The 19,160-nt window shown below is 57.4% G+C and carries 14 protein-coding genes and 1 tRNA gene; 14 read left to right on the forward strand and 1 reads right to left on the reverse strand.

All coding sequences use genetic code 11. From position 1 onward, the window contains the following. Positions 1-114 precede the first annotated feature (114 nt). From HWY05_RS23690 to HWY05_RS23740, 11 genes are all read left to right on the forward strand, one after another. Positions 115-208: transfer RNA gene (locus tag HWY05_RS23690), tRNA-Ser, on the forward strand. 713 nt (positions 209-921) lie between these two features. Then, the gene (locus HWY05_RS23695) at positions 922-1,506 is read left to right on the forward strand and encodes a glycosyltransferase (protein WP_081935642.1); all 585 of its coding nucleotides are present in this window, start codon (positions 922-924) and stop codon (positions 1,504-1,506) included. A gap of 401 nt (positions 1,507-1,907) precedes the next feature. Next, complete coding sequence (locus HWY05_RS23700; protein WP_176059824.1) at positions 1,908-3,077, forward strand: glycosyl hydrolase; 1,170 nt, start codon at positions 1,908-1,910, stop codon at positions 3,075-3,077. 261 nt (positions 3,078-3,338) lie between these two features. Beyond that, positions 3,339-4,334 (forward strand): helix-turn-helix domain-containing protein, encoded by a 996-nt coding sequence (locus tag HWY05_RS23705; protein WP_176059825.1) that lies wholly within the window; start codon positions 3,339-3,341, stop codon positions 4,332-4,334. 673 nt (positions 4,335-5,007) lie between these two features. Then, the gene (locus HWY05_RS23710) at positions 5,008-7,215 is read left to right on the forward strand and encodes a polysaccharide biosynthesis tyrosine autokinase (RefSeq protein ID WP_176059826.1); all 2,208 of its coding nucleotides are present in this window, start codon (positions 5,008-5,010) and stop codon (positions 7,213-7,215) included. 67 nt (positions 7,216-7,282) lie between these two features. Next, the gene (gene gmd / locus HWY05_RS23715; RefSeq protein WP_035546294.1) at positions 7,283-8,404 is read left to right on the forward strand and encodes a GDP-mannose 4,6-dehydratase; all 1,122 of its coding nucleotides are present in this window, start codon (positions 7,283-7,285) and stop codon (positions 8,402-8,404) included. A 29-nt stretch (positions 8,405-8,433) separates the two neighbouring features. Further along, positions 8,434-9,861, forward strand: a complete 1,428-nt coding sequence (locus tag HWY05_RS23720; protein ID WP_176059827.1) for a hypothetical protein — start codon at positions 8,434-8,436, stop codon at positions 9,859-9,861. Beyond that, positions 9,861-10,625, forward strand: a complete 765-nt coding sequence (locus HWY05_RS23725; protein ID WP_176059828.1) for a glycosyltransferase family 2 protein — start codon at positions 9,861-9,863, stop codon at positions 10,623-10,625. Before HWY05_RS23720 ends, HWY05_RS23725 begins: the two co-directional genes overlap by 1 nt. Positions 10,626-10,780: 155 nt before the next feature. Continuing rightward, positions 10,781-11,977: a glycosyltransferase gene (locus HWY05_RS23730; protein ID WP_035546287.1), complete on the forward strand. Its 1,197-nt coding sequence runs from the start codon at positions 10,781-10,783 to the stop codon at positions 11,975-11,977. Then, entirely contained in the window at positions 11,940-13,091 is a 1,152-nt protein-coding gene (locus tag HWY05_RS23735) for a glycosyltransferase (protein ID WP_176059829.1), read from the forward strand. Before HWY05_RS23730 ends, HWY05_RS23735 begins: the two co-directional genes overlap by 38 nt. 50 nt (positions 13,092-13,141) lie before the next feature. Next, positions 13,142-14,686: a hypothetical protein gene (locus HWY05_RS23740; RefSeq protein ID WP_176059830.1), complete on the forward strand. Its 1,545-nt coding sequence runs from the start codon at positions 13,142-13,144 to the stop codon at positions 14,684-14,686. A gap of 35 nt (positions 14,687-14,721) precedes the next feature. On the opposite strand, the gene HWY05_RS23745 is transcribed toward HWY05_RS23740, so the two are convergent. Beyond that, a complete protein-coding gene (locus tag HWY05_RS23745) occupies positions 14,722-15,672 on the reverse strand; it encodes a GDP-L-fucose synthase (RefSeq protein WP_035546284.1) in 951 nt (316 codons plus the stop codon). Positions 15,673-16,077: 405 nt separating this feature from the next. Between HWY05_RS23745 and HWY05_RS23750 the strand changes: the two genes are divergently transcribed. Genes HWY05_RS23750 through HWY05_RS23760 form a run of 3 tightly spaced genes read left to right on the forward strand, consistent with a single transcriptional unit; the run spans position 16,078 to position 19,157 of the window. Then, complete coding sequence (locus tag HWY05_RS23750; RefSeq protein WP_035546282.1) at positions 16,078-16,599, forward strand: hypothetical protein; 522 nt, start codon at positions 16,078-16,080, stop codon at positions 16,597-16,599. Then, positions 16,596-17,714 (forward strand): DegT/DnrJ/EryC1/StrS family aminotransferase, encoded by a 1,119-nt coding sequence (locus tag HWY05_RS23755; RefSeq protein WP_176059831.1) that lies wholly within the window; start codon positions 16,596-16,598, stop codon positions 17,712-17,714. The genes HWY05_RS23750 and HWY05_RS23755 overlap by 4 nt, the downstream gene beginning before the upstream one ends. Before the next feature lie 3 nt (positions 17,715-17,717). Next, positions 17,718-19,157 (forward strand): MATE family efflux transporter, encoded by a 1,440-nt coding sequence (locus tag HWY05_RS23760; RefSeq protein ID WP_231584832.1) that lies wholly within the window; start codon positions 17,718-17,720, stop codon positions 19,155-19,157. The last annotated feature ends 3 nt before the right edge of the window (positions 19,158-19,160 follow it).

A 19,160-nucleotide genomic window follows, 5' to 3' on the forward strand; every position in this document is an offset into this window, starting at 1 on the left:
AGTCGCCGATGACGAAATTGGCACAAAAAATGTTCGCCAGACATTGACCTTCCCGGATCGGCCCGCTATTATCTTGGCTTCGTTGCGCTGACTCCCTGCGCAACCGAAAGTTTGGGAGACGTGGCCGAGAGGTCGAAGGCACTCCCCTGCTAAGGGAGCATCTGGGCCAAAACCTGGATCGAGGGTTCGAATCCCTCCGTCTCCGCCAGAAGTGGTAGAGAGAACCCCGCAGAGTCTAGGCTCTGCGGGGTTTTTGTTTTGTGCGGTCTACAGTGCGGCCATCCAATGCAGCGGTTTCTTGCAGAGCTTGTTCGTACAGGCCGACTGTTTCCCGCTTGACGCTCAAATCGCGTGCGAAGACGGCGCCGTCCGTGCAGCCTGCATGGCTGCGTTCGACAAGCCAACACACTTTCCCGAGACCGCTACCGTGAGGTTCGTCGCGTCGGGTAATCGATCTGGGGATCCCGGAGATACTTGTCGTAGCCCGAAGCCCGATCAGGGCAGATGCGGTCCGGCTTGCGCAGTAGTCGACCACGCGCACCGCGAGACGGCGGGATGACGTCGACGCACCACGATGCCGTCATATCGAAATCTCACCGTGCAGCAAATCACTCTGCCGGAAGGCTGCTTCCGGATGATTTGATTGACGCTGCTTTCGCCGACCTGGTTTTCGATAATGGATCGACGGTCGAAATTCCTGCCGGGACGTGCGGCAAGACAAATTGCTCAAGCTGCCCAAGGCTCAATTCCGGTGAAATCCGCGACCCGTTGTCGGATAGTGCCGACGTCGCAGCGAGACGCCGGCCACGATCTCTGGGGTTCGATCCGCCAAAAGCTTGAAAGAATCCGCCATGGCGGTCGATCTTGCGACGGGCGCACTAGGATAAATTCTCCAACCGCGACCAAGCTCGGGTAGGCAAGATGAGCGAAATTTCCGTACTCGTGCTGACAAGAAACCAGGAGCAACGGCTGCCTGAGTGTCTTGAAACGATTGTCGAATGGTGCGACGACATCCACGTCTTCGATTCGTCGAGCACGGACCGAACTGTCGCGTTCGCCCAATTGGTCGGTGCTAAAGTAACTTCGAGACGATTCGATGATTGGCCCGCTCGCCGGGAATGGGGCCTGCGTGACATCAATTTCAAACATGACTGGGTGTTGTGCGTGAACGCCGATGAGCGGGTCTCGTCGGCGCTTGCTGCGGAAATTCTCCGCGCCGTTCGTTCGGCGGGAGATGTCGTTGCGTTTCAAATCGGACGACGTGCGTACGTGCGAAAAAGCTGGTCCAGACGTATGCCACATTGCCGTAATCCAGTACGCTTGTTCAAGCCGCAATACGTCCACTATGAACATCTCCTCCAACCGGCGACCCATGTAAATGGACGCATCGCATACCTAACGGAATACCTCGATCCTCATCACTCCAGCAACCGGGCAAAGCACTGGTTTTCCCCGAGTACGTGGTTCGATCGCGAGGAACGTGCCATTGAACCGCCTGGCCATTGATGGGCCACGCGCAGGCCGAAATGACGCTCATGAGAAGCCTTCCTGGGGCGCCGCCGCCGAGGAAGCGCTCTTCCTCATATGGTAAGATGGTCACTTAAACGCAAAGCGACTCTGGTCCCATTTTTTGCAAGAATATCTGTCAAGGACTTCTGACTGATACTCCGATAAAAGATCCAGATCCTGCGGGAAAAATAGGCTCTGTCTGTCCCGTCCCTTTAGCCGTATTGGCCCTAATCCGGGCAATTCAACTCGCGGCAATTCATTGGGATATCTGCACGGATCGCACGCTTTACCAGTGCGGGCCGATGTCGTTTTGCACTGTCTTTTAACTCAATCGATAGCAGCATAGTTCGATCACCGCATGCGCTTCGCAGCGAGCATGTGGATTTTCTACGTTTAAAATGAAATCAATACGTATTACTAAGCAATCGGATTCGCGGCACGATGTAGAGCAGTCGCAGCACAAAACAGAAACGCAACTTCCGCGTGAGAATTGGTTAGGCCGTCGCGGATTCTTGCAAGCATTGGCAGCGGGCGCCGGAAGCATGCTGATGGCGGGTTGTGGAGGCGGTTCTTCTTCCTCGCCGGCCAATACCGCTGCGGTTCAGAACAAAGCCCGCAAGCCGAAATCGAGTGCCACCCCCGCTGCCACCCCCGCTGCATCCAACGGGTCGATGACCTGGGGCGTGAATGGACACTGGAGCGAAGGCGGGAGTTATAACACCGCCCTCTCGACGCAGGTTGCGACGCTCAAGGACCTCGGCTTCACTCACTATCGGCAGGGAATCTTCGAACTGGCGCACGCCCAGACCATTGCAAACAACATCCCGAACATGTCCGGGATCGCTGTGTTGCCTACTATCGTTGGAAATTCGCCGCTTCAGTACGCCGACGAAACTGCGGCATACAGCGACAACTTCACCCTTGGCGCGGGCGTGGCAAAGCTCCTGGCAGGCAAAGTTCCTTACTATGAACTGGGCGGCGAATTCGACGCGCTCTGCAACGTAACCTACGACGGCAGCACGATCGACCAGTATGACCAGACGGCGTTCATTCTGTGCCGGGGTGCGCTGCGCGGGTTGATCGATGGCATCAAAACGGTCGACGCGAAAACGCCGATCATGTGCGCTGCAACCGCAGGCTGGTTGCACACTGCATTTTCTATCGCGCTATGGTTCGGGCAGCAACCCGACGGAACGAGTGGTCATCCAACCGTCCGCTGGGACGTCACGATGTATCACTGGTACTCGGACATGGGCGACATCACCAACGCCAACGGGACCACCAACGTTCTGGCGACGTTACGCGACACGTTCGGCAAACCCATCTGGATCACCGAGTTCGGATCGAGGCCAGATACGGAAGCCAACGTTCAGGCGTTCATTACGAACGATACTGTCGGCATGCCGATGTTCTCCAAAAACCTCGCGGAGTACAACATTATCGGCGTCTCGTGGTTCGAACTGTATGATTCGCCGAGCGATCCCGGATATGGCCTGCTGAGCAACCCGTCGAGTGCCAAACCCCGGTACAACACAATGAAGACTTACATCGCGAGTCAAAACGCGTAGATTTTCGTGTGGGTCAATCCTCAGTCGTTTGACTGAGGATTTTCCATCTGAAGTGTGACGTCATTCGTCATCCAAGAGAAAATCGTGACTTATATGGAAACCTAATTTTATTACCGTCACAACGCGTTCTTTTTTGTACGTGTAGCCTTATTACTCAAAGCAATAATATCGCTGAAGACGCAAAAAGCGAAGTCCCGCCAAAACGTATAGTCCTGCCTTCTTTCCATGTGACGAACTAAAACGTATCGACCTGGAGGCTCCATGACGCCAACCTCATCCGAGGCGCTCGCACCGACGGCTTGTCCCCGAGAAAGCGCGCTCTGCGTGCAGCGTTCGAACGTGGTGAAGCAAGTTGGTATCATTTTGTACGAAGGATTTTCGTTGCTCTCCGCGGGTACGCTTGCCGAAGCTCTGCAAGCCGCTAATGACCTGCAATCAAAAAATTCTGATCAATCACTTACGTATCGCGTGAACCTCGTCTCGCCTCGTGGCGGGGCGGTTTTGTGCTCGTCGTCAATGTCGGTCTGGACAGAGCATTTGGCCGCACGTCACGTCGATTCTCTCGACATCCTATTTATTCCCGGCGGAAGCGGTGTCGCGCGCGCTTCAGCCGACGATAACCTCATCGACCTGCTGCGACTGGTTTGTGCGAGAAGCGTTCGCGTGGCTGCGATCGGAAACGGCCATATGGTTTTATCGGCTGCCGGCGTGACGCGGCGCGACTGGCCTTCCCTGAAGCAGGATATTCACCTCAAGTCTTCATCCGCAAGTGCGCCGGAGCACGATCGCGATCAGGCCTTGATGACCTCGCTCGCACTGCTCAAGACGGATCTGGGCCTGGAGTTCGCCGTGCGCGTGGCGGATCGTCTCGGTTCGGGCGGTCACCACTCGCTGGCCCCCGCGTTCGAAGAGACAGATGCAAAGACGCTCACCGAAAAGGCGCATGCGTCGGCGCGCTGGCTCGCCGAGAACTGCACAAATTCCCTCTCGGTGGGTGACGCGGCGCGGAGATCGTCGATGAGCGAGCGTAATTTTCTGCGCCTGTTCAAACGGGAGATTGGCGTCACGCCTTCAAAGTACCTCCTTCGCGCGCGGATCGACCTGACGTGCAAAATGCTCGCGAATAGCGATCTTCCGGTGGACAAGATTGCTCGTAGAACCGGCCTTAGTAACGGAGAGAGGCTTTCGAAGCTTTTCCGTAAAGAGCTCTCAATGTCTCCTACCGAGTTTCGGGCACGAAGTCGACGAAAAAGTTGACACGTGAAGGTCGGCTGCTCGACTGCATTGGACCGGGCTTCGACGGCATGACGAGATCCGCGGCACCCGCAAGCCGTGGCCGGTCATGCATTTCCGCACGCCACGTGAGAAGCTTTGCCGCGTCCGCAATGATTTGCCGGCTCTGTTTGAGTCCGAGATTGCCCGGGTAGAGGGCGGCCAACGCCCCGTGGCCAAATTAGCCATTTTCATGGCGCTATCCCCGCGGTAGCACCAGGAAGATCGAGTCTGCGTTGGACCCGGGAATAGACGACCCATACCGTCTAATTCCGGCAGTAGCGTTCACTCCGTGGCCTCGTTGCAGCCACACTCGTCAGCGCGTCGTATTTGGGCCGCGCGTTCGGTTGTCGATTCCAGGATCGCAGATCTGCTTGCCCGATCGGACAAATGCTTGTCGAGCCGCGCCTGGATAAGGTCGGCGAGCCGGCCTGTCTGATCACATGTCTTCAGGTGTGCGGGTGCGCGGGAGACCTGAAGCCGGGCTCTTCTCACTCGCGATGGGCGAAGGCCGACAACTTCTTGCCGATTTCCGTCTCGACCGAATTCATCAGGGTCCTGCGCTTATATTCCTTTCACGTTGGCGAGAATCAGATTCGCCACGCGCGATCGCGTGAGCACGCTCTGCTAACCCATCAATGAACCGTCGATGGTGGCTATGACGAAGACTTCGTACAACGATTCTCTGGACGCCGACACGGTTTATCTGGCGGACTATGCCCGGACCTTGCAAAGGAGCTGGCGCCTTATCGTCATGGTCACGCTGATCGTCGTCGGCATCGGGGTCCTGTATGCGGTGCTTCAGTCGCCCGTGTATCGCGCCGATTCGCTGATTCAGATCGAGACCGGCGACACGAACCCGACTGACACCGAATCACTGGGGCGGCTCTCGGCGATCTTCGATAGCAAGGTAAAGGGTGACGCCGATGCCGAGATGGAATTGATTCGCTCACGTCTGGTCGTGAGTGAGGCGGTGAAGAAGTTGCATCTGGATATCACCGCGCATCCCTACTATGTTCCGGTGATCGGCCCGATGCTGGCAAGCCTCGAGAGACAAAGCGAAGGGCAGAATTCGCTCCTGGGGCGTCTGGGATTTCGGCCACACCCACGTTCGATCACGGTGACGCGTTTCGATGTTCCGGAAGACTTTCTGAACAAGGAGTTTTCGATCGAGGCCGGCCCCGATTCGACGTTTTCGTTGTTTGACCCTGGTGGCAATCTGGTGGGCAACGGCAGGGCAGGCGAAGAAACAACAGTTCGTCTTGCATCGGGCGACGTCCATCTGCTCGTCTCCGGGCTGGTCGGCGCGAATGGCGACCGCTTTGTCGTTCGGGCGCAATCCATGTGGAGAACCATCGAAGCGCTTCAGAAGGCGCTCGCCATCTCGGAGAGGAAGAACCAATCGGGAATGATCGGTGTATCGCTCGAGGGCCACGATCCGAAGCACGTCGCGGAAGTGTTGAACACGATCGCTCAGCAATACGTGCAGCAGCATGTTGCTTATCGTTCGTCGCAGGCGGAGCAATCGCTGTCGTTCCTCGATGCACAGTTGCCTACGCTTCGAGCAAAGATGGAGCAGGCCGAGTTGCAATACAACGTGTTCCGAAACAAAATCGGATCGGTAGATCTCGACCTGGAAAGTCGCACGCTGCTGACGCAGATTGTCGAGATCGAAAGCACGATGAGGGTACTTCAGCAGCAACGCGATGATCTTGTCGTGCGCTATAAGGACGGATTTCCGCTACTCACCTCTATCGACGCGAAAATTGCCTCGGCGAAGAAGGAGCACGACGCGCTTGTCCGGCGGGTGCAGTCCTTACCCGACAGCGAACGTGTCGCGTTGGGCCTGGCGCGCGATGTCCGCGTCAATACCGAGTTGTACACGAACCTGCTCAATAACGCCCAGCAACTTAGTGTGGTCAAAGCCGGAAGCGTGGGCAACGCGAGAATCGTGGACCGCGCAATGGTTCCGGACAGTCCGGTAAAGCCGCGTCCGGCGGTCATCGTCGCGATGTGCGCAATTCTGGGTCCCGTACTCGGAGCAGGACTCGCTCTGCTTCGACGCGGTCTGTCTCCGGGGCTCGAGAGATCGACCCAGATACAACAGGCATTTGGCATCGGTGTTGTCGCGGTTATCCCTCATAGCAATAAGCAGGCGCATCTGGAGGGCGAGTCGAGAAGCAGGACCAATGAAAAACGGGTGCTGGCGCTCGACTCACCGACCGACGCCGCCATCGAGGGAATTCGAGGCGTGCGTACCGCGATGGAAGCAAGCAAGGTCGTTGGCCTCAACAATATCTCGATGGTTACGAGTTCCAGTGGACGTGCAGGGAAATCCTTCCTCGCTGTCAACCTCGCGACCGTCCTCGCCGTCGGCGGCAAGCGTGTGCTTCTCATCGACGGTGACATGCGCAATGGAAGAATTCACGCCTGCTTCAACGTGCCGGAAGGCCCGGGCTTCTCTGACCTTTTGCAAGGCGGCTCACTCAGCGACGCATTGCGGCGTGACGTGGTGACGGGACTCGATCTCATTCCTCGTGGCACGCAGACCCTCTATGCAGCCGACCTGCTGATGGGGCCACGTCTGGGAGAGATCCTTTCCGCTGCAAGCGATAGATACGATCTTGTCGTCATTGACTCCCCGCCGATTCTGGCCGTTACGGATTCGACGATTATTGGCAAACATTGCGACACGACAATGGTCGCCGTTCGCCACGGCAAGCATCCCGCGGCCGAGGTGTCGGAAGCGCTGAGTCGCCTGGCGACGGGCGGCGTAGAAGTGACAGGCATTCTTTTCACGGACGTTCCGTCCGGGACGCTGGGATATGGGCCGAAAGACGGCAAATTGCAGGCCAACGGGACCTGAGCGACGTCGAGTCCTTCCGGCGCCGGATCGGCCCCGGCAACGCTTTCCCTAAATCGTGGAGATGGGTATGTCGAAAAGAGTTGCGTTGATAACCGGCGTTACCGGACAGGACGGCTCCTATCTTGCCGGGTTCCTGCTCGACAAGGGATACGACGTTCACGGAATCAAGCGACGCACCTCGTTGTTCAACACCGATCGCATCGATCACCTCTATCAGGACGAACATGATGCCGCGGCGCGGCGGCTGCATCTTCATCACGGGGATATGACCGATTCGTCCAGCATTTTGCGGATCATTCAGCGCGTGAAGCCGGACGAGATCTATAACCTCGCGGCGCAAAGTCACGTGGCTGTGTCTTTCGAAGAACCCGAGTACACCGCCAACGCCGACGCGCTAGGCGCTTTGCGAATTTTAGAAGCGATGCGGATTCTGGGCCTGGCAGAGACGACACGTTTTTATCAGGCTTCGACGTCGGAATTGTATGGTCTGGTCCAGACCGTGCCCCAGAACGAGAAAACGCCTTTCTACCCGAGAAGTCCGTATGCCGTGGCGAAGCTGTACGCCTACTGGATAACGGTCAATTATCGCGAAGCGTACGGCATGTACGCCTGCAACGGCATTCTGTTCAACCACGAATCGCCTGTCCGGGGCGAAACCTTCGTCACGCGGAAGATCACGCGAGCCATTTCCCGTATCGCGCTCGGCTTGCAGGACTGTCTTTATCTGGGAAATATGGGAGCGTGCCGGGACTGGGGGCACGCGCGCGACTATGTCGAGATGCAATGGCTGATGCTTCAGCAGGAGCAGCCTGAAGACTTCGTGATCGCGACCGGGGTTCAGTACAGTGTGCGTGATTTCGTGCAGTGCGCGGCGGATCAGTTGGGAATCACGCTAGGATTTCAGGGAACAGGGGTAGACGAAGTGGCGGTGGTGGAGCGGGTGAGTAACAAGGAGCTCAGACTGGCGCCTGGCGACATCGTGGTTCGCGTGGATCCCGGTTATTACCGGCCGACCGAAGTGGAGACACTGCTCGGCGACCCTTCAAAGGCTCACGAGAAGCTCGGCTGGGCGCCGACAACCTCATTTCATTCGTTGGTCAAAGAAATGGTCATGGCAGATTTTCAGGTTGCGAAGCGTGATGCGCTCATTACGCTCGCCGGGTTCCGCGCTTTCGCTCACAACGAATAGCCAGACTATCCCTGGGATCGGAATCCGACATGCTCACACTGATCAGACTCCTCGTCATGAGTATTCCGATGTACACCATCGGAAGATTCACGGACGGTGGCGCCTATGTGAATGTGACGCAGTTGCTGATGGTTCTGGTCGTCGTAGCAGGGACGATTAAAGTACTCCATACCGGCCACTGGATTCCGGCGTTCGACCTGTCGACCAATGTGTTCCTGTTTGTTTTCGTTATAAGCGTTGTCGAAGGCATGATCGCAAGCCCGTTCGGCGCTCAATCTCTTTCAAAGGGACTGGTTCAATTCGCCGGGATTCTAACGGCGCTGATGCTGGCAGCTTTCGTATCGATGGAATTGTCGCGCCGTCCCGAGGTGTTGGTATCCCTGGCGAGATGCGCCGCGATTTCGTTTGGACTATTCGCGGTTGTCGCGATCGCGCAGTTCATCGTCTGGAACACCACGCCGTTCCAAACGTTCCTGACATTCGGTTTTCTCGACGATATCGCGGGCGGCGAGATATGGAGAGGTGGGGGAATGATAGGGCCGCTCTTTCGAGCGAGCGCCTGGGCGACGGAGCCTGCGCACTTTACGCGTTATCTCGGCTTCGCGTTGAGCCTCGCGCTCGTGCGAAGCGGGTGTCTGGGCATCCGTTTCAAGAACGTACTCAAGAGCATCATCCCCTTGTGGGCTGCTTTATCGATCGTTGCGGCATACGCCGTGGCGATTTCGCTCCTCGGACTGATACAGGTCTGTATGACACTCGTTCTGCTGGTTCCATTTACGCGACGGGTTCGTGCAAAAGCGCTTCTGATCGGCGTCTCCATGGTAGCGATCGCAGGGATGACGATGTTCCTGTTCGTCGTATTCGCAGGGCCGCCGTTTACTGCAAAGATCGCTTCTATTAGTTTGCTGTGGAACCCGGATTCAGTCGAAAAAACGATCGACACCGAGGAAATCAGCATGCTGGCCGTTAGCTGGAACCTCAAGGTCGCCATCGACAACATGCACGCGAGCCCTTTGCTGGGTGGTGGACTTGGATCTCACGCGTTTGCGTACGAAATCTACGTGCCCGAAGTCGTCTATCGCCATCCGAACCTGTACGGCCTTAATTCCGTCGACGCCGCGGGTCTCGGGGCAAGGCTGCTATCGGAGACCGGATGGATTGGACTAGTGAGTCTCACCGGGCTCTTTCTCAGCGTGGTGCTGGCAGCAAGGACCGCGGCTCTCGCACGCCTGGAACGGCTGGAAGGCGGTATGTCAGACCCTGTTCCGCTGCTTCAACTCTGCTTTGGCGTGTCCCTGCTAACCGTATTCCTCATGTATTTCTTACGGGCTGGCCAGTACTTCGATCCGCTGCTTTATGTATTGCTCGGCATCGTGGCGTCAGCCTCCGTGAAGCATGTCGCTCGCGTCACGCAGCGTCAGTTTCCGCACATGTTACCTTCAGAGGTGCGTCGCTGATGAATCAGACACGCGATAACCCGCTCATCACAATCGTCATTGCGACCTTGAATAGCGCGGACGTTCTACGCCGCTCGATCGAGAGCGTTGCCGCCCAGTCGTACCGCAACGTGGAACTTCTCGTTGTCGATGGCGGCTCCGTCGACGGCACGCTGGACGTGATACGCGACATGAGCGACATCGTGTCGACGGCCATAAGCGAACCCGATGAGGGCATTTACGACGCGTGGAACAAAGGACTGCGACTAGCTCATGGAGACTGGATCTGCTTTCTAGGCGCGGACGATTTACTCCTTGAGGACGCGTTCGAGAACTACATCAGGTTCATCCGGGATCATCCTGATCCACCTCTGTTGTTCATTTCGTCGCTAGCCGAACTGGTTCCCGAGTCGGGCAAGACACGCGTCGTAGGCAACGCGTGGTCGTGGCCCGCCTTCTCGAGAAAAATGGATATCGTCCATGTGGGTGCCTTGCATCATCGTGACCTGTTCACCCAGTACGGGGTATTCGATACCCGATACCGGATATGCGGCGACTACGACTTGCTGTTGCGTGCGCGCAATGCGCTGCCGGCGGCCTTTATTCCTCAGGTCACCGTTCGATTGGCGGCGGGTGGTGTCAGCCGACGTGACGTCGGCGTATTCCTCGAAACGTATCGCGCAAAGGTTGAATCGGGCGGCCGGCTAAAAGTCGCCGCGCGTGTGGAACGTTTCCTCGCGCATTTGAAATGGCGCGTGAGAAGGGTTCGGGAAGGGGTGTCATGAAATAGAGGCGCCGGATAAATCGGCAATCCTGTTGCGAACGATGGCGGTCAGACTGAATGCGAGCGTGGTGTGGCGGCATACCGCTTGGTCAGCAGGAGCGCTGCCGGTCCATGATCCATGAGTGTCGCATTCCTGTCGCACGGAGCTGATCACGCATGAATACCGAGCGGATCATTCTCGTCAATATGACGAGCCTGTTTCAAGGCGGACCCAAGATGGTGGGGCTTGGCCTACTGGACGGAATTTCGAGTCCACAGTGCAGGCACTATCACTGGATTCTGTTGCTGCCGTCCGGAGTAGGGTTCGAGGAACGGGTGCGGGCGTCGAGCCTGCAAGCGGAAAATGTAGAGTACGCGTTCGTCAATTATCCCACGAAGCGTTTGAGATTCGTCACCAAGCTGTTCTTCGATCATCTGTACGTTCCCTACGTTTGCAGCAGGCGGAAAGTCGACACCTTATTCATGACGGCGAACTTCGCCTCGCTTTTTGTCCTCGGTCGCAAACAGATCGTATTGCAACATAACCCGCACTATCTCGAGGACGGTCCGACGGAACGTTTCGAAGGAGCGTCTCTCCGGTTCCTGCTCGAGCGTGCCCTGTTTCGTGCCACCACGCTTTTACGCGCGCGCTATGTCGTTCAATTAGGCTGCATCAAGGAGCGACTGGCAAGTCGATACCCGGTCGTTCCCGAGAACATCTCCATCATCACCATGGTGCCTGTCCGCTCGGAGGCTTCGGCGGCGGACGTGCAGCAGGCGCGGGAGAAAGTCGCGCGCGAACTGGCGCGCAGTGAGCCGCCGTCGCTCAATCTTTTCTTTCCGGCGAAATTTCACTGGAACAAGAACCACCAGCTTCTGGTGCCGCTTGCGAAGGCGCTCAAGGATCGCGGCCTGTCCGTCCGATTTTTCGTCACGCTCGAACACGACTGCGACTTTCTCAAACAGGTCGAGGCGGCCGGTCTCGACACGTCGATCTGCAATCTTGGATATATCGATCATCGGGTGATCGGTTCGCTGTATTCGATGTTCGATGGACTTTTCTTCCCGACGTATTCGGAGAGCTTCGGTTTTCCCTATGTTGAAGCGATCAACGCACTCGTTCCGATCATCACGACGGACTTCGACTTCTCGAGGGAGGTTTGCGGGGATGCCGCGCTCTATTTCACGCAGAACGATGTCGTGGGTGCCGTGCACGCGATAGATCGACTGGGGACACCGGACGTGAAACAAGGACTTGCCGACAACGCGAGGAACAGAAGGCGAATGTTCTCTCACGACTGGCATGACGTGATTGACTCAATCTTCTTAGGAAGCAATGATGAAAATTCTCTTCAATGCACTCGTATTGGGTAAGCGGCCTGCCGGCTATACGACGGTCATCCGGGAATACCTTCGGGCCTTGAACGAGGGCGACGGCGGTGGAGGGCGAGATGTCAAACTATATGTGCTGATACAGCGTCCCGCGCTGCAAAACGTCGATCCCGACCACGAACTCGAAAAAAATGGCCTTATACATTTCATCATTTTTCCGAAGCTTAGTACGCCTATCAGGGTGTTACTGGAACAAGTGGCCACGAACTTCTTCGCGCTGAAGCATCGCTGCGACCTGATCCATTGTCCCGCGACGCTGGGGACCGTTTTCCCGTTGAAACCCCAACTGTTGTTCTTTCATACGTCGACGACATTCATGCTGCCGAGGCGCATGCATGGACGAGGGGCCGTTGCGACAAAGCTAACGAACTGGATTATCCGGCGCTCCGCTGTGTCATCGAGGCAGGTCGCCGTGACGACGAGAACAACGGGAAGCGAACTGGAACAATACGTCGGTTCCACATTGCCCTTGACCGTCGTGGGTTGCGGCGTGTCGACCCTGTCCGACCAGGAGTCGGAAGTATCGCCCGCTGTGGCGGAAATCGGGCGAACGCCGTTCATTCTTTATGTGTCGAGTTTCTACAGACTTAAGAATCAGAAGCTCCTTATCGAGACCGCCGCCCGGTTGAAAGGAATGCAAGTCGTTCTCGCAGGTTCACCGGCGCAGTCAGACTACTTTGACGAGTGCGCAGAATTGATCAAGCGTCTGGATGCGCCGGTGCACATCGTCGGCACAATCAATGATGCAACGCTCGCGTATCTCTATCAGAAGTGCAAGGTTTATGTGTGTCCGTCCTTGTTCGAAGGCTTTGCGCTGACGCCACTCGAGGCCCTAAGGTTCGACAAACCTGTCCTGCTGGCGCGCTCAAGTGTTCTGACCGAGGTGTACGGGGCCGGCTTCAGATATTTCGATAGCAACTCGCCCGTCGAACTTGTCGACGCAATCGAGTCTGTCGACGACGCCTACCGCGAGTTCTGTACGCGCCATCCCGTGCTTCAGAAATATGACTGGAAGACGTTCGCACAGGCGAATCTGCGGCTTTATGACCGGGTCGTTCAAAGAGATGACGCTGCCACGGCCGGAACCTTGTTGTGATTGGAAGCGGGTCGAATCGCGTTCGATACGCAATAGAAGCGTGGATCATCGTGATCGGTGTCGTGTTTGCAACGCCCGGCGTTGCAACCGACAATCCGAATCTCGCGCAGAAATCAATCGATGTCGACGTATCCAGACCATTCGACGCCTTGCGGCAGGACGAAATGGGGCGCATGCGCAGTTACTTTCAATCCGCATCGTGGGAGTACCCCATCCCGCGAATAACATCGGAGAAACTAAAACTCATTGGACTTCGCGGTGTCCGGTTGATCAACGTGGAGAGCAATAGAGCTGTGCGCTCGGTGAGGGCCGACGGCACGCTTTCGTTCGACTTCAGCTTGCTGTTACCAGCGCTGGCTGACTGCAGACGATACAGGTTGATCCCACACATCGTGGTCGGCCAGAGAATGCAGGACCGCCTTGCGATACGAGGGAAGCTCGCCGATTACGGCATTGCCGACCGGCGGGCGTACGAGGACTATGCGTTCGCGTTGATGAAGTTCGTTGTCGAGGACCAGGGCTTGTCGAACGCGGATTTTGAAGTGGCGAACGAACCCGACACGAATGGCGCGGCGTGGCTCCTGGAAGGCGCGCATGCGAGCGGGGCGCCGGAAATGTACGACGCGTATCTGGCGCTCTACGAGACATGGGCGAAGGCCGCCGATCGGCTCACCCGAGCGTTTCCAGACGCACATATCAGGCTGGGCGGCCCGGCGTTGACACCGTTCACGCTTCACTACGGCGAACTCGAATGGGCTCGCCAGTTCATCGCGGACGTCGCGCGACGACGACTTCGGCTGGATTTTTTCTCCGTGCATCTTTATGGCGATCAGCAGGCGTTGCGGGGCGCGCCGCCGAACAGCCCCTATCCGAGCCTGGCGGACGGATTGGCCCATTACAGACGTCTGCTGAAGGAAAGTGGTCTTGCGCGTGTTCCGCTCTATGTGACCGAATGGGGTGCATGCTCCGATACCGGTGACAGCCCTTGCGGGGCGACCAACGCAGACGAAGCCGGCGCGGCCTGGGCCGCCAGATTCGTCATTGAAATGGCGGGTGATGGAGTCGATGAGGGGATAGCGCTCATACTGCGCGATCACCTTACGGAAGACGGCACGCGAGACAATCTTTCGTGGCCCGCCTTTCTGCTGGCGGACGGCCAAACCCCGAAAGCGTTGTACAACGTGGCTCGGCTCTTCAGGCGAATGGGGGACCGGCGATGGGCCGCGTCAGGGGGGGATGATGCTACGACTGTTCTTGCAAGCAGTTCAGGGTCGCGCGTCACCGTCATGGTGGTCAACCAGCAGTGGGATTTCAGTCGATCCGTCGACGAAGCTACCCCTACCCGGCTCAGCGTGACCGTGCGCCCCTGGCATTCGCGAAGTGATCGGGTCAATTTCGTCCGGTATGTGATCGACCGTATTCATAGCAACGTTTACCGCAGTCGGCAGCCCGGTGCTCGGGGCGTCAAGGCGGAACTGCAATCCGCGGAACAGGGAATAGCGAAGGTGGTCAACGGCGCGTTGCATCTTCCGAGTGTGATCGCGGAGCCGTCCTCGATCACTTATTGGGAGATTACGGACTACCAGCGCCGCTAGCCTCGAGTCGGCATTCCGGGCACTGTGTGAATCTGTCAGGCACTGGCAAACCCCGTATGCTGCAGGTTTTTCTCGAAGTCGGCGTAAGTTGCGGCGATACCGTCTCTCAAGGAAATCGTGGGCGACCAGCCCAGATCGGCCAGCTTCGATACGTCGAGCAACTTTCTCGGCGTCCCATCGGGTTTCGACAAGTCGAATTTCAGTGGTCGGGAAAAGCCGACGACATCGCAAACCAATCGGGCAAGGTCAGCAATCGCTATGTCCTTTCCATATCCGACATTAAATACGTCTTCCGACGGGTCGATATTCAACAGGGCGAGTACCGCGGATGCCAGATCGTCGACATGAAGGAATTCCCGTCTCGGCGATCCAGAACCCCATACGGACATCGATTCGAGTCCGTTCAGCTTTGCCTCGTGGGCCTTGCGGATGAGGGCGGCGAGCACATGGCCGCCTTGCAGATCATAGTTGTCGTTCGGGCCATAGAGATTTGTGGGCATGACGGATATGAAGCGGGTTCCGTACTGCTGGTTATACGTTTCACAAAGCTTGAGGCCTGCGATCTTTGAGATGGCATAGGCTTCGTTGGTTTGTTCGAAACCGCTCGTGAGCAGGTATTCCTCTTTGATCGGTTGAGGGCAAAACTTTGGGTAGATGCACGATGAACCGAAGAAGACCAACTTCTGCACGCCGCTCTTGAATGCGGCATGAATTACATTAGTTTCGATGACGAGGTTCTCGTAGAGAAACGAGGCCGGCAGCGTCGAGTTGGCGTGAATTCCCCCCACCTTGGCGGCGGCCAGCAGGACGACGTCGATATTCTCACGGGCAAAGAACGCCATCACGGCGCGCTGGTCCAGCAGGTCCAGAGACTGTCTCGATGCTGTGATTACGTGGTGATATCCACAACTGGAAAGGCGCCGTAACAGGGCCGAGCCGACCATGCCTCGATGCCCGGCAACAAAGATTCGGGAGCTTTCTTTCATGACAGTGCTCAATAGTCGATAGAGAAGCGTCGGTCGGAAGGTGGGCTGCCACCAGGGCTAAACAGAAAAGGAGCGAAGACGCGTGCGGTTTTCCAGCTTAGTCATGCCTACGACTCATTCGACGTTCATGGCGGACGCTGCCAAGATATTGGCGCGACGCACGGGCGCCTCCGTGCGGCCGTCCTGCAGGATGTGAAGGTGGTCCGGTCGTGACGTGGCCAGTTGAAAGCCGCATCAGCCAACCTCATGCCATATTCGGCCATCCCGTCGTGTGACCGTCGAATCGATCCTATTCTTTGTGGACGCGTGAAAGAGGTCCGCGGGCCATCTTCTGCCGTACGCCGCCTCTCTCCCGGAATGTCCGGTGTGCCGGGCGCATGCGATTGGCTCTCTTCGGGGATAAAAATGGAAGCTCTATCGTTAGCGGGTAACGCAGAAGTCGTCCAGGAATCGGAATTGGAGGTGATCTCGTTTGCAGGCGAGATGCTGGCCCTGATCATCCGGGATTCGTTCTCTAGAAGCGGCGTGAATTTTCTTACACCGAAGGAGTTCCCTCAGCAGGTCGCGTACATCGAACATCCCGCCGGAAAATTGATCGAGGCGCATCTTCACAATAAGTTGGCGCGGCGCGTCGAGTGCACGCAAGAGGTGCTTTTCGTCAAACGTGGAAGCATCCTGGTGAAGCTCTACACGGCTGATCGGGACTACCTGTCGAGCCATGTGCTATACGCGGGCGATGTCATCCTGCTGGCATCGGGCGGCCACGGGTTCGAGATGCTGGAGGACGCTTCGTTTATCGAAGTCAAACAGGGCCCCTATTTCGGTGAGCACGATAAGGTGCGCTTCACGCCCGCTGGACTGAGCCGGTGCAGCGAAGCGACCAATGGCCGAGGCGCCGAGCTTGAAATCAAGAAGGGCGCGCTATGATTCCTGTGAATGAACCGCTGCTCGACGGGAATGAAAAAATCTACCTGAACGAGTGCATCGAGAGCGGGTGGATCTCGTCGGACGGCGCATTCGTCGAACGTTTCGAACAGGCCATGGCGGATTACGTCGGCCGCAAACACGCGATTGCCGTCGCCAACGGCAGCGCGGCGTTGGACGTGGCGGCCGCGGGTCTGAAGCTCGGCCCCGACGACGAAGTCATCATTCCCACGCACACAATCATTTCCTGTGCATCGGCCATCGTTCGCACCGGTGCCCGATTGAGGCTGGTCGACTCCAGTCCGGATACATGGAATATGGACGTGACGAAAATCGAGGACGCCGTCACGAGTCGGACGCGCGCGATCATGGCGGTGCACACATTCGGTCTGCCAGTGGACATGGCGCCCCTGTTAGATATCGCGAAGAAATACGGCCTCACTGTTATCGAAGATGCCGCTCAGGCGATCGGCCAGACATACAACGGCGCGAGATGCGGCAGTTTCGGCGACGTCTCGTGCTTCAGCTTCTACGCCAACAAACACATCACGACGGGCGAAGGGGGCATGATCGTCTGCGATGACGACGCGCTGGCCGCACGCATGAGAGGTTTGCGAAACCTGTGTTTCAAGCCGGAAAGGCGATTCGTCCATGAAGAGCTCGGGTGGAATTATCGAATGAGCAACCTCCAGGCCGCAGTCGGGTTGGCGCAATTCGAGAAGCTCGATGCGCACATTGCGCGAAAGCGCGAGTTGGGACGGCGCTATGAATCCCTTTTGCACAGCGTCCGGGGAATCGAACTGGCGCCGCTCACGCAGTCTTATGCCGACAATGTCTATTGGGTTTTCGGCCTGATACTCGAAGACAGCTTGCCCATTGGCGCCGACGAGGCGCGCTCCCTCCTGGCGGAGGCTGGTGTCAGTACGCGGCCTTTCTTCTGGCCTATGCACGAGCAACCGGTTTTTCTCAAGCAGGCGTTATTCGACGGAGAACGTTTTCCGATTGCCGAGCGCATGAGCCGCCGGGGGTTCTATCTGCCGAGTGGTCTTGCGCTTTCCGAAGCGCAGCAGGACCACGCGGTCGCCGCGGTGCGCAACCTGCTGGCCAGGTTTCTCTAGGCGATGATGCAACGACCGGCCGCTCCGCGCCGTGCACTTTTCGGCATGTCATCGCGTCTTTTCGGCATGCTGCCATTCGGCGTCGGCAAGTCCGAGGGACGGGACCGGGACCGTTACCGACGCGCTGCGCTCACCACTTTTTGCAACGTCTTTAGCTCGGGTCTGGCTTTCTTCGTCCTGATTGCGTCGGTATCCTGGACGCTTCCGTACCTCGGCCAGCAACGCTTCGGTGTCTGGATGACGATCTCGAGTCTCGCCGTCACGCTATCGATGCTGGACTTTGGAATTGGCAACGGGCTGGTCAACCTGGTTGCGACGGCACGGGCGAACGACGACGTCCGTCGCATCCGCGAGTTGATCACGCATGGCGTGTGGCTGCTGGTGTCGGTCGGTACCTTAGCGGCAGTCTGCCTGTTCGCGGGACTGCACTTCGTCAACTTGAGAACCCTCATCAACTACCCTTCCGAAGGCGCCGCCAACGAGACGCTCCTGGCCGTGACGATCTTCCTTGGTCTTTCGTGCCTGAACATTCCCCTGGGAGGAGTCAAGCGGGCTTTCCACGGTCTTCAGCGAGCGTGGGAGCCTCATATTGTGAACTCCATCGGGTATCTGATCTCTCTGCCGCTTTTGTATTGGGGTTCGGCACATCAGGTGTCGATTCCGTGGCTCGTGTGCAGCACGTACGGCGTGCAGGTCGGCATAGGCTTGTGCCTGGTGCTTCGGCTCAATCGACGAGGGCTGTTCAGAACCCGGTTACGCGCGGAGCCGGGGACGATGTGGCGCGATTCGAAAACGCTACTGCGCATGGGGACGCTGTTCTTTGTCTTACAGATTGGCGTCATGTGCGCAAGCGGCTTCGATGCCGTTATCGTTTCAAAGTTTCTCGGCGCGTCGGAGGTCGCGAAACTGGCGGTAGCGCAACGTCTGTTCCAATTCCTGACCGTAGGCATTGCGATGCTCACGGTCCCGCTATGGGGCCTCTATGCCGATGCAAAAGCACGCGACGACCGGGGCTTCATATCCATGACGTTGAAGTTTTCCATGCTGGGTGCCGGCTCGATCGCGATCGTGACCAGTGGGTTGATACTGGCAGCGTCGCCGTGGTTGCTGAAGGAATGGGTTGGAAATCGTCTCAATGTTCCATTCGCGCTTCTTTGTGCGATCGCGGTCCTGTCGGTTTCCGATGCGCTGGGCAATTCCTTCGCGATGTTCCTCAATGGCGTCGGAGAACTGAGATCGCAACTGGTCGTCGTCGTGCCGTTCTGCGTGATCGCACTTTCACTCAAGCTATGGCTGGTTTCCACCTTCGGTGAAGTCGCATGGGTGGTGTGGTCGACCGTGATAGCCAGCGTCGTGTCCTACACCTTCTACCTTAGCCTGTTCAGAAAGCGCATATTCGCTCACACCGTTGCACCGGGCGAGCGAGGCACGAGCTCAGCATGAGGA

The sequence above is a fragment of the Paraburkholderia sp. BCC1876 genome (assembly GCF_902833695.1).
Classification (GTDB): Bacteria; Pseudomonadota; Gammaproteobacteria; order Burkholderiales; family Burkholderiaceae; genus Paraburkholderia.